The 13,144-nt window shown below is 70.8% G+C and carries 13 protein-coding genes; 8 read left to right on the forward strand and 5 right to left on the reverse strand.

The genetic code is table 11. The annotated features are described in order from the left end of the window. Window positions 1–10 precede the first annotated feature (10 nt). Window positions 11–571, reverse strand: a complete 561-nt coding sequence (locus tag KBX71_RS15645; protein ID WP_210818781.1) for a TetR/AcrR family transcriptional regulator — start codon at window positions 569–571, stop codon at window positions 11–13. A gap of 83 nt (window positions 572–654) precedes the next feature. Here KBX71_RS15645 and KBX71_RS15650 point away from each other — a divergent pair, with 83 nt between their 5' ends. The 4 genes from KBX71_RS15650 to KBX71_RS15665 are packed head-to-tail and all read left to right on the forward strand — an operon-like array spanning window position 655 to window position 5,411. Next, window positions 655–1,101: a DoxX family protein gene (locus tag KBX71_RS15650; RefSeq protein ID WP_210818783.1), complete on the forward strand. Its 447-nt coding sequence runs from the start codon at window positions 655–657 to the stop codon at window positions 1,099–1,101. Between the two features lie 25 nt (window positions 1,102–1,126). Then, window positions 1,127–1,609 carry a MarR family winged helix-turn-helix transcriptional regulator gene (locus KBX71_RS15655; protein ID WP_124823088.1) on the forward strand — a complete coding sequence of 161 codons (483 nt, stop codon included), beginning with the start codon at window positions 1,127–1,129 and terminating at the stop codon, window positions 1,607–1,609. Next, window positions 1,603–3,336, forward strand: coding sequence for an ABC transporter ATP-binding protein (locus KBX71_RS15660; RefSeq protein ID WP_210818785.1), 1,734 nt, complete (start codon window positions 1,603–1,605; stop codon window positions 3,334–3,336). Before KBX71_RS15655 ends, KBX71_RS15660 begins: the two co-directional genes overlap by 7 nt. Beyond that, entirely contained in the window at window positions 3,333–5,411 is a 2,079-nt protein-coding gene (locus KBX71_RS15665; protein ID WP_374102604.1) for an ABC transporter ATP-binding protein, read from the forward strand. The genes KBX71_RS15660 and KBX71_RS15665 overlap by 4 nt, the downstream gene beginning before the upstream one ends. Window positions 5,412–5,450: 39 nt before the next feature. Here the strand turns inward: KBX71_RS15665 and thrS are convergent, their stop codons facing one another. Next, window positions 5,451–6,668 carry a threonine--tRNA ligase gene (gene thrS, locus KBX71_RS15670; protein ID WP_210818787.1) on the reverse strand — a complete coding sequence of 406 codons (1,218 nt, stop codon included), beginning with the start codon at window positions 6,666–6,668 and terminating at the stop codon, window positions 5,451–5,453. Between the two features lie 508 nt (window positions 6,669–7,176). Between thrS and KBX71_RS15675 the strand changes: the two genes are divergently transcribed. The 3 genes from KBX71_RS15675 to KBX71_RS15690 all read left to right on the forward strand — a co-directional run bounded on the left by KBX71_RS15675 (window position 7,177) and on the right by KBX71_RS15690 (window position 9,319). Then, complete coding sequence (locus tag KBX71_RS15675; protein ID WP_210818789.1) at window positions 7,177–7,803, forward strand: DedA family protein; 627 nt, start codon at window positions 7,177–7,179, stop codon at window positions 7,801–7,803. Window positions 7,804–7,847: 44 nt separating this feature from the next. Then, on the forward strand, window positions 7,848–8,546 hold the full coding sequence (locus KBX71_RS33735; RefSeq protein ID WP_247683548.1) for a type II toxin-antitoxin system RelE/ParE family toxin: 699 nt from the start codon (window positions 7,848–7,850) through the stop codon (window positions 8,544–8,546). Window positions 8,547–8,698: 152 nt separating this feature from the next. Then, window positions 8,699–9,319, forward strand: coding sequence for a DUF998 domain-containing protein (locus KBX71_RS15690; protein WP_210818791.1), 621 nt, complete (start codon window positions 8,699–8,701; stop codon window positions 9,317–9,319). On the opposite strand, the gene KBX71_RS15695 is transcribed toward KBX71_RS15690, so the two are convergent. After that, window positions 9,297–10,700: an NAD(P)H-quinone dehydrogenase gene (locus tag KBX71_RS15695; RefSeq protein ID WP_124823081.1), complete on the reverse strand. Its 1,404-nt coding sequence runs from the start codon at window positions 10,698–10,700 to the stop codon at window positions 9,297–9,299. The genes KBX71_RS15690 and KBX71_RS15695 overlap by 23 nt on opposite strands. A gap of 106 nt (window positions 10,701–10,806) precedes the next feature. Between KBX71_RS15695 and KBX71_RS15700 the strand changes: the two genes are divergently transcribed. Further along, window positions 10,807–11,262 carry a gamma-glutamylcyclotransferase gene (locus tag KBX71_RS15700; protein ID WP_124823080.1) on the forward strand — a complete coding sequence of 152 codons (456 nt, stop codon included), beginning with the start codon at window positions 10,807–10,809 and terminating at the stop codon, window positions 11,260–11,262. Window positions 11,263–11,337: 75 nt separating this feature from the next. Here KBX71_RS15700 and KBX71_RS15705 read toward each other — a convergent pair whose 3' ends face one another. Beyond that, window positions 11,338–12,297, reverse strand: a complete 960-nt coding sequence (locus KBX71_RS15705) for a GNAT family N-acetyltransferase (RefSeq protein WP_210818799.1) — start codon at window positions 12,295–12,297, stop codon at window positions 11,338–11,340. A 68-nt stretch (window positions 12,298–12,365) separates the two neighbouring features. Beyond that, complete coding sequence (locus KBX71_RS15710; protein WP_210818801.1) at window positions 12,366–13,100, reverse strand: hypothetical protein; 735 nt, start codon at window positions 13,098–13,100, stop codon at window positions 12,366–12,368. Between the last annotated feature and the right edge of the window lie 44 nt (window positions 13,101–13,144).

Genomic DNA, 13,144 nt, shown 5'->3' on the forward strand with positions numbered 1-13,144 from the left:
GGGTGGGGGTTTAGGTTGATAGGCGGCGCAGGACGGTGCGGGCTGCTTCGCGGGGGTTGTCGCCCACTCGGTCGGGTAGGGCGCCGGCCAGCCAGAGGGTGGCGAAGCCGTGCGCGATCGACCAGGCCGCGAGCGCGTCCCGGTCGGTGTCGGCGGGTGCGCCGCCGGTGGGTAGTGCCGCCACCCCGGAGCGGAGCGCGGCACCGGCCCGGCCCCGGGCGGCGATCAGCTCGGCGTCGTCGGCCCGGTGGAGTTCCGGTCGGAACATCACCTCGAAGTACGCGCGGCGCGTGACGGCGAAGTCGACGTAGGCGACACCGGCCTCCAACAGGTCGTCAGCCGCCTCGGTCAACGTCTGGGCCAGCAGGTCGAAGCCCTGTGCGGCGAGTGCGGTGAGCAGGCCCGCCTTGTCGCCGAAGTGGTGTGCGGGCGCGGCGTGCGAGACACCTGCCCGACGGGCCAGGTCGCGCAGGCTCAGCGCGGCGGGTCCGACCTCCTCGATGGCCTCCAGCGCCGCGGCGAGCAGGGCGCGGCGCAGGTCGCCGTGGTGGTAGGCGCGCGTGTCGGTCATCCGGGAATCCTAACTTGCCATTGACAAGATCCTCCCCTGGCGGGCAATCTTGTCACTGGAAAGTTTCACAGAGGAGGATTCCGATGGCACCCCTGATCGCCTTGATCGTCGGCACCGCGCTGGCCCGACTGGCCGGCCTGGCCGGCATCTCCGCACTGGACGACTGGATTGGCGCGCTGCGCGTCGGACTGGCCGTGATGTTTGCGCTGACCGCCGTCGCGCACTTCGCCGGCCAGCGCCGCGCAGACCTGATCGCGATGGTTCCGCCCCGACTGCCCCGGCCGGACCTGCTGGTCACCGTCACCGGCGCGCTGGAAGTGATCGGCGCGGTCGGCCTGCTGGTGCCGGCGACCAGCCGGGTGGCTGCGGCCGGGCTCGGCCTGCTCATGCTCGCCATGTTCCCGGCCAACGTCTCGGCCGCCCGCCGGAGGCTGACCCTCGGCGGACGTCCGGTGACCCCGCTGGCACAGCGGACGCTCCTCCAGATCGTGTTCGTCGCCACTGCTGCGGCAATTTCGTTTGGCCCCTGACTATCAGGGAGCTAATGTGCACGTCGTGGAACTCGTGACCCTCCAGGACGTGCCACTCGGCCGGCTGTTGTTGGTGGCCGGGCACCTCGTCGAACAGCGGTGGAACCGCTATCTCGCCGAGGAGCACGGCCTCACCCATGCCGGCATGGTGACCCTGATGACGCTCGCCCGACACGGCGAGCTGCCGCACCGGGCGGTCGCCGAGAAGGGGTTCGTCCGCCCGGCGACCCTGACCGGCATCGTCGACACGCTCGAGCGCGACGGTCTGGTCGAGCGGCAGCGCGACGACAGCGACCGGCGCAGCATCCGACTCGCCATCACCCCCGCCGGTCGGGAGCGGGTGGCGGCACTCAACGCCATGATCCACTCCGGGCGCCCCATCACCTCGGTCGACGCCGACCCGGTGAAGGCCCAGGTGATCCGGGAGTTCCTGCTTGAGGTCATCGGCAGCGGAGACGACCCGCGGATGACCGGACGCCCTACCGAAACGAAGGACCCGGCGTGCTGATCCGACTCCTGCGCGGCCAACTGCGCACCTATCAGAGACCGTTGCTGGCGGTCGTGCTGCTCCAGTTCGTGGGCACCATGGCCTCGCTCTACCTGCCCAGCCTCAACGCGGACATCATCGACCAGGGCGTGGCCAGGGGCGACACCGACTACATCGTCCGCACCGGCGGCTGGATGCTGCTGGTCAGCCTGATCCAGATCGTCTGTTCGATCGCCGCCGTCTACCTGGGCGCCCGGGTCGCGATGGGCTTCGGCCGCGACGTGCGCGCCGAACTGTTCGGCCACGTGAACCGCTTCTCCGCCCGCGAGGTGGCCCGGTTCGGGGCGCCGTCGCTGATCACCCGCAACACCAACGACGTGCAACAGGTGCAGATGCTCGTGCTGATGAGCTGCACGATGCTGGTCGCCGCACCGATCATGAGCGTCGGTGGCGTGTTCATGGCGCTGCGCGAGGACGTCGGGCTCTCCTGGCTGATGCTGGTCAGCGTGCCGGTGCTGGCCATCGCGCTCGGCGCGATCATCCGTCGTATGGTGCCGGGCTTCCGGCTGATGCAGACCCGGATCGACACGGTCAACCGGGTGCTGCGGGAGCAGATCACCGGCATCCGGGTCGTTCGCGCGTTCGTCCGCGAGCCGTACGAGACGGACCGTTTCGGCGTCGCCAACGCCGACCTGACCGCCACCGCGCTGCGTACCGGGCGGTTGTTGGCGTTGATCTTCCCGGTGGTCATGCTGGTGCTGAACGTCTCAAGCGTGGCGGTGCTCTGGTTCGGCGCGCAGCGGGTGGACGCCGGCGCGATCCAGATCGGCGCGCTCACCGCGTTCCTGCAGTACCTGATGCAGATCCTGATGGCGGTCATGATGGCCACCTTCATGCTGATGATGGTGCCGCGGGCGGCGGTCTGCGCCGAGCGGATCGTCGAGGTGCTGGACACCGACTCCTCGGTGGTCCCCGCCGCCGAGCCGGTAACCGAGCTGCCCACCCGGGCCGAGTTGGAGCTGCGCGGGGTGCGCTTCCAGTACCCGGGCGCGGTGGACCCGGTGCTGCGCGACATCTCCTTCCGGGCGACCCCGGGCACCACCACGGCGATCATCGGCAGCACCGGCGCCGGTAAGACCACCCTGCTGTCGTTGATTCCCCGCCTGGTCGACGTCACCGACGGCGCGGTGCTGGTCGACGGGGTGGACGTGCGGGAGTTGGCGCCGGACGAGCTGTGGCGGCGCATCGGCCTGGTGCCGCAACGGCCGTACCTGTTCACGGGGACGGTCGCCAGCAACCTGCGCTACGGCAACCCGGACGCCACCGACGAGGAGCTGTGGACGGCGTTGGAGATCGCCCAGGCCCGGGACTTCGTGGCCCAGATGCCCGGCGGGCTGGACGCCCCGATCGCCCAGGGCGGCACCACCGTCTCCGGTGGGCAACGGCAGCGCCTGGCCATCGCCCGAGCCCTGGTCCGGCAGCCGGAGATCTACCTCTTCGACGACTCGTTCTCCGCGCTCGACCTGGGCACCGACGCGCGTCTGCGAGCGGCACTGCGGCCGGTCACCGCGCAGTCGGCGGTCGTGATCGTGGCCCAGCGGGTCTCCACGATCATCGACGCCGACCAGATCATCGTTCTTGAGGACGGAGGGGTCGTCGGAGTGGGACGACATGCCGAGTTGTTGGACACCTGCCCGACGTACGCCGAGATCGTGGCCTCGCAGCAGACGACGGAGGTGCCGGCATGAGCGAGCGTGACGAGCCGCGCACCGTGGCCGTACCCAGTCAGAAGCCGGCCGGCGACGAACGGACGCCGGGAGGCGACCCGCAACAGCCTGGCGGCGAAGCGACGCCGAAGCGACTGCCGCCCGGTCGGCAGGGCGGTGGCCCGGGATGGATGAGCGCCGGGATGCCCGCCGAGAAGTCGATGAACTTCGGGCCGTCGGCCCGACGGTTGCTCGGCCGGCTGCGCTCGCACCGCCTGCACCTGGCCGCGATCATCACGTTGGCCCTGGTGAGCGTCGGGTTCAGCGTGGCCGGGCCGAAGATCCTCGGCCACGCCACCGACCTCATCTTCAGCGGGGTGATCGGCCGGCAACTGCCCGCCGGCACCACCGCCGAGCAGGCCGTCGCGGCGGCCCGGGCCAGCGGCAACGACAGCTTCGCCGACATGCTGGCCCGAATGGACGTGGTGCCCGGGGTGGGCATCGACTTCAGCGCCCTGAGTCGGGTGCTGCTGCTGGCGCTCGGGCTCTACCTGGCCGCGAGCCTGCTGTCCTGGTGGCAGGGCTGGCTGCTCAACGGGGTGGTCCAGCGCACCGTGCTGCGGCTGCGCGCCGAGGTGGAGGAGAAACTCAACCGGCTACCGCTGCCCTACTTCGACAGGCAGCCGCGCGGTGAGTTGCTCAGCCGGGTCACCAACGACATCGACAACATCTCCACAAGCCTCCAGCAGACCCTCAGCCAGCTGCTCACCTCGCTGCTGACAGTCGTCGGCGTGCTGGCCGTGATGTTCTGGATCTCGCCGGTGCTGGCGCTGGTGGCCCTGGTCGCGGTGCCGCTGTCGGTGCTGGTCACCCAGCGCATCGCCAAGCGCTCGCAGAAGCAGTTCATCGCACAGTGGAGGCACACCGGCGAGTTGAACGGCCAGATCGAGGAGGCGTACACAGGTCATGAGCTGGTGAAGGTCTTCGGCCGGCAGCGTGAGGTCGAGGCCGCGTTCCACGCGAAGAACGAGGAGCTGTTCCGAGCCAGCTTCGGGGCGCAGTTCATCTCCGGGATCATCATGCCGTCGATGATGTTCATCGGAAACCTGAGCTACGTGGCGATCGCCGTGGTCGGCGGGTTGCGGGTCGCCTCCGGCACGATGAGCCTCGGCGACGTGCAGGCGTTCATCCAGTACTCCCGGCAGTTCACCCAGCCGCTCACCCAACTCGCCTCGATGGCCAACCTGCTCCAGTCCGGGGTGGCCTCGGCCGAGCGGGTCTTCGCGGTGCTCGACGCGGACGAGCAGACCCCCGACCCGGTCGCGCCGGCCCGGGTCACCGACCCGCACGGTCGGGTCGAGTTCGACCACGTCTCGTTCCGCTACGAGCCGGACAAGCCGCTGATCGACGACCTGTCGCTGGTCGCCGAGCCGGGGCACACGGTGGCGATCGTCGGCCCGACCGGTGCCGGCAAGACCACCTTGGTCAACCTGGTGATGCGGTTCTACGAGTTGGACGCCGGCCGGATCACGCTCGACGGGGTGGACATCACCACGATGCGCCGGGACGACCTGCGCGGGCGGATCGGCATGGTGCTCCAGGACACCTGGCTGTTCGGCGGCACCATCCGGGACAACATCGCCTACGGGCGGCCGGACGCGACCGAGGAGGAGATCCTCACCGCGGCCCGGGCCACCTTCGTGGACCGGTTCGTGCGCAGCCTGCCTGACGGCTACGACACGGTCATCGACGAGGAGGGCAGCAACGTCAGCGCCGGCGAGAAGCAGCTCATCACCATCGCGCGGGCGTTCCTCGCCGAGCCGTCGCTGCTGATCCTCGACGAGGCCACCAGTTCGGTGGACACCCGCACCGAGGTGCTGCTGCAACGGGCGATGGCCGCGCTGCGCTCGGACCGGACCAGCTTCGTCATCGCGCACCGGCTCTCCACGATCCGCGACGCCGACCTGATCCTCATGATGGAGAACGGTCGGATCGTCGAGCAGGGAACCCACGAGCAGTTGCTCGCCGCCCAGGGCGCGTACCACCGGCTCTACCGCTCGCAGTTCACCGGTGCGGTGGTCGACGAGGAGCCGGCCGCCCAACCGGCGTCGGTCTGAGGTCGGGCGGCCGTGCGCGCGAGACGATCGGTGGGCGTGTCAGTCGGGCGGCAGCAGGTCGGTCGCGCGGGCGGCGACCTGCCCGCCGATCAGGGCGAGCGCGGCGTCGGCGGGCATCGGCGCCAGGGCGCGGCCGCCGCGCAGGCGCAGCGCGAGGCGACCGTCGGCCGCCTCCCGAGCACCCAACACCCCGAGGTACGGGACGCGGCGGCGGGCCGCGTCCCGGACCCGGGCGCCCAGCGAGCCGGAGACGTCGACCTCGGCCCGCAGGCCGGCGTCAACCGCCCGTCGGGCCAGGTCGGCGGCCGCGTGGACCTGACCGTCGTCGACCGGCAGCAGCACCAACTGGACTGGCGCGTACCAGGCCGGGAACGCCCCCTCGTGCACCTCGATGAGGTACGCGAACAGCCGCTCCATGCTGCCGACCAGGCTGCGGTGCAGCATGACCGGGCGACGTCGGCTGCCGTCCGAGTCGGTGTACGACAGGTCGAACCGTTCCGGCTTGTCGAAGTCCACCTGGATGGTGGAAATGGTCGACTCCCGGCCGGCGGCGTCGAGAATCTGAATATCGATCTTCGGGCCGTAGAAGGCTGCCTCCCCCGGCGCCTCGACGTACTCCACCCCGGTCAGCGCCTCCCGGAGCAGTTCCTCGGCGCGGGCCCACTGCGCGTCGTCGCCGACGTACTTCTCGCCCGGCCCGCGCAGCGACAGCCGGAACCCGGCCGGCCGGACGCCGAGCGCGGCGTGCGCGGCACGGATCAGCCCGAGGATCTCGACGACCTCGGCGCCGACCTGCTCGGGGGCGCAGAAGGTGTGCGCGTCGTTGAGCGAGATGGCGCGGACCCGGGACAGCCCGCCGAGCACGCCGGAGCGCTCCGATCGGTACATCCCGCCCAGCTCCGCGATTCGCAACGGCAGCTCCCGGTAGGAACGACCCCGCGCCCGGAAGACCAACGCGTGATGCGGGCAGAGCGCCGGCCGGAGCACGAACTCGTCGTCGGCGCTCAGCCGCATCGGCGGGAACATGTCGTCGGCGAAGTAGCCGAGATGACCGGAGAGTTCGAAGAGTTCCCGCTTACCCAGCGGCGGCGAGTAGACGTGCTGGTGGCCGGAGCGGCGCTCCAACTCCCGGACGTACTCCTCGACGGCGTGCCGGGCGGCGGCGCCGGCCGGCAGCCAGATCGGCAGGCCGGCGCCGGCCAGCGGATCGGAGACGAAGAGGTCCAGCTCGCGGCCGAGCCTACGGTGGTCGATCATGTCGGGCTCCTGGATCGGGTACGACCCGGAGGCGACCTGAGCTCCGAACGGCGCGCTGCCCTCGGGGGCGGATCGCCCCGGGGCCTGGTCGACGGTGGTTACGTCAGAGCGGCGCGCCGGGGACACCCGGCGTCGTGGTCATCACTACCGCGCTGCGCATACGGCGACCGTACCCGCCCGACGATCGGGGACGCACCCGGATTTACGGCTGAGGGGTGGGCCGCCGGCGCGGGACCCGCCGGCGGCCCTGGCGGCCGAATCGTCAGGAACGGGGGACCCGACGGGCGTGGCCGCGCCGCCAACGGTACGCCGATGAACGCCGTTCCGCCGCCCTCCTCGGACGGGTGCAACAGCCTCCGAACCCGTCACCCGGCAGCGATCGGCCTCGTTGTAGCTGGGTGGCCCAGTCGTGTCGACGGTCACGACGGGCCGGGGCCGTCCACCGTGACGCCGGACACGGCGTCAGGCTCAAGACACCCAATCGGCCGCATCCGGCGAGGTGGCAGGCGTGCCCGAACTTCTGACTGACGTCGCGTCGCCGACGTGGGCGTACCTGGTGCTGCTCGCTCTGCTGATCGCGGACGCCTTCGTGCCGGTGATCCCCACCCAGATCGTCATGATCACCAGCGGTGCGCTCACCGTCTACGGCGGGCTCAGCCTGCCGGTCACCATCGCCGTCGGCGCGCTCGGTGTGTTCGCCGGCGACCTGGCCTGCTATTTGCTCGGGCGGAGAGCGCCGGACCGGCGGCCACCCCGGCACGCCGAGCTGAGCCGGGCCCGCCGGGTGGCCAGCCGGGTCACCCAGGGGCTGCGACAACCCGGGCCACTTGTCATCCTGCTCTGCCGGTTCGTGCCGGGCGGCCGGATGGCGGCCTGCTTCTCGGCCGGGCGCAGCCGCTACCCGTACCGACTGTTCGTGCTCTACGAGGCCGTCGCCGCGCTGGGTTGGGCCACCTACGGCGCCCTGGTCGGGCACCTGGGCGGCACCGCGCTGACCGAGTCGGCCTGGCGGCTGGCCATCATCGCCACCGCCGCGGCAGCCGGCTTCGCCGCGGCCGGATGGGCTATGACAGTGGTCAGCGCCCGCCACGCCCGCGCCGCCGCCGCAGTCGCAGTCGACGTCCCCATCGACTGAGTGTCGTTGGATCTGCGGGTATAAGCTTCACTTATATTGACAGCATGTGGGACGTCAAACTTCATCCTGAGGTCGAGGAGTGGTTCCTCAATCTCTGCAAGACGGAACCCGCCAGCGCCGACCTCATCAGCGAGGCCATCGACCTCCTCGCCGAACACGGGCCGGCGCTCGGGCGTCCCCTGGTTGACCGCCTCAAGGGCAGCATCTTCCACCACATGAAGGAGTTGCGGCCTGGGTCGACTGGCTCCACGGAGATCCGCATGATCTTCGCTTTTGATCCCGTTCGAGAAGCTGTTTTTCTGGTCGCTGGCGACAAGTCGGGCCAGTGGCAGACTTGGTACAAGACGGCGGTCCCGTTGGCGGACGACCGGTTTTCAGGAGCACCTCTCCAGGCTGAGGGAAACATAGAGATGACCGATGGAGCTGACTGGCAGGACGTCAAGGCGAAGGCCCGCGCACTCGATCCATCCTGGGCAGATCCAGACCGGGTCTCCCGGCGCGCTCAGCACCGTGAGCAGATGCTGGCAGCGGTCAGTGGTGCGCAGCTGGCAGAGATCCGCAAGCACCTGGGTATGACTCAGGTCCAACTGGCCGAGGCGGCGGGGCTGACGCAGGCGAGGATCAGCCAGATCGAGAATGGTGAACACACCAGCCTGGAATCACTCCGCGCCTACGTCACCGGCCTGGGCGGTCATCTCGACGTCGTCGCCCGCATCGGGAACATCCAGCTGAACGTCGCCTGACCTGGCGAAGGTCTTCTCGACCATCGGAAGTTCACGGATGCGCGAAAGCACATGACGGCCAACTGCCGGAAGGCATCTAGGGGTGGTCCCGGGGGACGATTTCCGTGGTCGTCCCGGATTCGGCTGGGGTGTCCGCGGCGACAGGCTGAGGCATGCCTGTTACCCGGAGTACCGGCCTGCTGGCCCTGGGCGGGATCGCCCTGGCGGCGCTGCTCACCGTGATCGGCCACCTCGAAGTCAACGACGACCTCAACCCGTGGGCGTTGACCATCAGCGACTTCGCGGTCTCCGACCGGGGCGGTGTCATCGACGTCGCCATGGTGGTGCTCGCGCTCGCCACAGTGGCGCTGCTGTACGGACTGCGCCGCACCGGCCCACCCCGACCACGCTCCGGTCGAACGGCCGAGCTGCTGCTCGGCGCATGGGTGGGTGGGCTGCTGCTGGCCGCCGTGGTGCCGACGAACGAGCCGGGCACCGCCATGACCACCGCCGCCTACCTGCACCGGTACGCGTCGGTGGTCGCCTTCCTGGCGTTGCCGGCGGCCGGTTGGTTGCTCGCCCGCCGACCCGACCTGACGCGCGCCGCCGGGACACTACGCGCTCTGGTCCTGCTGAGCCTGGCCCTGGCGGCGGCGATGATCTGGTCCGCCTACCCCGGCGACCGGATGCTCCTCGGCCTGGCCGAACGCCTGCTCATCCTCACCGAGGTAGCCGTCCTGGCCACCGTGGCGCTGATCTACGCCCGGCAGGTCACTCCAGCGCGTGCAGCATGAGCTGGCGGGCCGCCTCGGTGATGGAGCCGGAGAGACTCGGGTAGATGGTGATGGTCTGCGCCAGCTCGTTGACTGTGAGGTTGTTCTCCACCGCCATGGTGATGGGCAGGATCAGCTCGCTGGCCTTCGGAGCGACCACCACACCGCCGATCACCTGACCGCTGGCGGGCCGGCAGAACAGCTTCACGAAACCGTCGGAGAGGTCGTCCATCTTGGCGCGGGCGTTGCCGGACAGCGGCAACATGACCTGCCGGGCCGGGGTCTTGCCCGCGTCCACCTCGTCCTGCGAGACACCCACGGTGGCCAGCTCCGGATCGGTGAAGACGTTCGCCGCGACGGTACGCAGCCGCAGCGGGCGGACCGCCTCGCCGAGCGCGTGCCACATGGCGATCCGGCCCTGCATGGCGGCGACGCTGGCCAGCAGCAGCACGCCCGTGCAGTCGCCGGCGGCGTAGATGCCGGGCACGTTGGTCCGGGAGGCCCGGTCGACAGTCAGGTAGCCGCCCCGACCCAGCTCCACCCCGTACTCGGTCAGGCCCAGGTTGGCGGTGTTCGGGATCGAACCGACGGTGATCAGCGCGTGTGAGCCGGTCACCTTGCGCCCGTCGGACAGCTCCACCTCGACGCCGTCGGCGGTGCGCCGGACCGCGTCGGCCCGGGAGTTGTTCAGGATCTCCATGCCCCGGTTGCGGAACACCCGCTCGATGGCGGACGCGGCGTCGGCGTCCTCGTGCGGCATCACCCGGTCCCGGCTGGAAACCAGTGTCACCTCGACCCCCATCGCCAGGTACGCGCTGGCGAACTCCGCGCCGGTCACGCCGGACCCGACCACGATCAGGTGCTCGGGCAGTTCCGGCAGGTCGTACACCTGTCGCCAGGTCAGGATGCGTTCACCGTCCGGTACGGCGGTGGGCAGCTGGCGGGGTGTCGAGCCGGTGGCCACCAGCACGGTGGACGCGTCGATCGAGTACTCCTCGCCACCGTCATTGGGGGTGACGACGACCCGGTGGGTGTGCCCGAGCGAGTCCTCGCCGAGCCGGGCGGTGCCGGCCACGAAGGTGACCCCCGCCTTCAGCAGCTTGGCGTGGATGTCCGCGGACTGTGCCAGGGCCAGCCGCTTGACCCGCTGGTGCACCGCCCGGGCGTCGACGGTGACCGCCTCCAGGCCGTCCGAGTGCACCCCGAACTCCTCGGTGTCGCGGTAGCCGGTGACCACCTGCGAGCTGGCGATGAAGGTCTTCGACGGTACGCAGTCGGAGAGTACGCAGGCGCCACCGGCACCGTCGGCCTCCACCACTGTGACATCGGCGTCCAGCTGGGCGGCGACCAGTGCCGCCTCGTACCCGGCCGGCCCCCCACCGATGATCACGATCCGGCTCACAGCGTTCGCCCTTCGTCCATGGTCACAGTGACTTTCTTCTCCCGAGCGCATTCGACACGCACTGTCGTATTCTCCCCCACCCGTCTGCCGGGCTATCGTCATCGCCGTGCGTCATCACGCCGCCTACGGCTCAAATCTCGACCCTGCCCGGATGCGTGCCTACTGTCCGCATTCGCCGATGGTGGGCACCGGCTGGCTGGAGGGCTGGCGGCTGACCTTCGCCGGGGCGGACGTGATCGGCTGGGAGGGTGCGGTGAGCACCCTTGTCGAGTCCCCCGGTGACCGGGTCTTCGTGGCGATCTACGACATCCACCCGTACGACGCGGGCCAGCTCGACGAGATCGAGGGGGTGACCGCCGGCACGTACCGCAAGCTGCACGTGCGGGTCTCCACCCTCGACGGCGACGTGACCGCGTGGATCTACGTCTTCAACGGGTACGAGGGCGGCCTGCCGACCTCGTGGTACCTGTCGGAGATCGCGAACGCCGCCGAGAAGGCGGGCGCCCCGGACGACTACGTCACCGAGCTGCGGGCCCGCCCCACCGGCACCGCGTCGGCGTAACAGGGCGTATCGCACGCCTCCAGTCTGCTACCGCTGTCGGTCGGAGCGCCGGTCGGGCCGGACCGGGGTCGTCAATCACACACCGGCCGCCGGAACGGAGAGTTCGTACATGTCGGTCCACTGGGTTTCCCGCAGGCCCACCGACCGGTAGAGCGACAGCGGGGCGGTCGGGTTGGTGAGGTCGACGCCCAGGCCGGCCGCTCGCCGCCCCTTCTCGGCGTAGCGGGCGAAGGCGCGGCGCAGCAACGCCGCACCCACACCCCGGCGACGGTACGCGGACCGCACCGACAAACTCTTCACCCAGCCCGACTGCTGGTCGAGCGCCTGATCCGAGGACTGCAACGCGCCGACCGGCACCCCGTCCACCTCGGCGACGAACCACTCGTCCCAGGCGGTCAGGTCGCCGATCCGGGCCCGCCACCGCTCGTACGACAGCGGCTCGTGGTCCGGGGTGTCGCCGAAGGCAGCCTCGTAGATCCGGTGGAACTCCACCAGGTCGGTTTCGTCGTCCGGGCGGACCTGTCGCACCGTCACGGCCGATGGACCGGCCGGCTCGTCGGGCAGGTCGTCCAACGGCCGGCTCATCCGGACGTACCGCTTGACGAGGGCGAACCCGAGCCGGCGCAGGGCCTGTTCCCAGTCACGTTCGGGGGCGAGGACCGCGCAACGCACTGTGAGCGACGGCAGCCCCCGCTCGGCGGCGCGCTCGGCGACCCGGTCCAGTTGGCGGACCAGCAACGGCGCGCGGACGGCGGCGGCCCGTACCGGATCGACGTAGACCTCCACGAACTCCCGGCCCACAGCGGTCGGGTTGTCCACCGTCGCCCAGCCGACAAGTGTGTCGTCCGGGTCGATCGCCACCCAGGAGTCCTGGGTCGGGTCGAAGTAGGGGGCGGTCAGCGACGCCACGACATCCTCGGCGTCGAAGTCGGGATGGCCGAGGGCGAAGGTGTCGGCGGCGTGCACCACCGCGAGGATCGCCGGCACGTCGTCGAGGGTGGGCCGGCGCGTTGTCCAACCAGCGGGAAGGGTCACGGCAGGACATCCTGGCAGCCGATCTGCTCAGGCGCCGCCCATTTTCTGGCCGGCGGGAGGCGCAGGCCCTAAGCGAGGTCGACCCGGGTGCGATGCAGCAACTCCACCAACTCCGCGCCGTCGGCGGGACCGAGGGCCGTGAACGCCGGCGCGGCCAGCCGGTTGGTCACCGCCTCCGCCCAGAGTCGGCGGCGCACCAGGGGCCCGATCGGCGGGTACGGCGGCGGCCAACCGCAGGCCACCGCCCCGGCCTCGCCCTCCGGTCCGGCGAGCACGGCCTCCAGCGGGGTCATCCCGGCGGCGCGTACCGCCAGCAGGTAGGCGCCGGTGAAGTGTTCCCGGAGCAGCCGCAGCCCGGCGGCGCTGCGGGCACCGGGCGAGAGATCCGGAAGCGGCATGGCCCGCCACGCGGCGAAGAGCGGCATCCCGCTGGCCTCCGCCGCGACCACGGCCCGCTCGACGAGCGCCGACAGGCGTTCGGTGCCGGGCAGGGAGCCGAGCTGCTGCGCCCCCCACCGGCAGCATTCGGCGAGACTCGCGGCGGCCACCTCGAACGGCGGGACGACCCGGGCGGCGGCGTCCCAACCGTCGGCGACCGCGTCCGGGGCGACGAACCCGAGGGCGGCGGCGGCCGTCTCGGCCCGCACATCGCCGAGCGCGCCGGCCCGGCCACTGATGTAGAAGGCCCAACCGGAGATGCCGAGAAGTCGGGCCCGACGCAACGTGGTCGCGTCCCGGCTGAAGGCGTCGCCCAGGTCGAGCACGACGGGCTTGCTGGCGGCCGCGACCTGCTCCGGAGTCACCGGAGTGTTCCCCTCGGGCAACCCGACCCGCCGGCCACGACCAC

The organism is Micromonospora sp. D93 (assembly GCF_018070365.1).
Lineage (GTDB): Bacteria > Actinomycetota > Actinomycetes > Mycobacteriales > Micromonosporaceae > Micromonospora > Micromonospora ureilytica.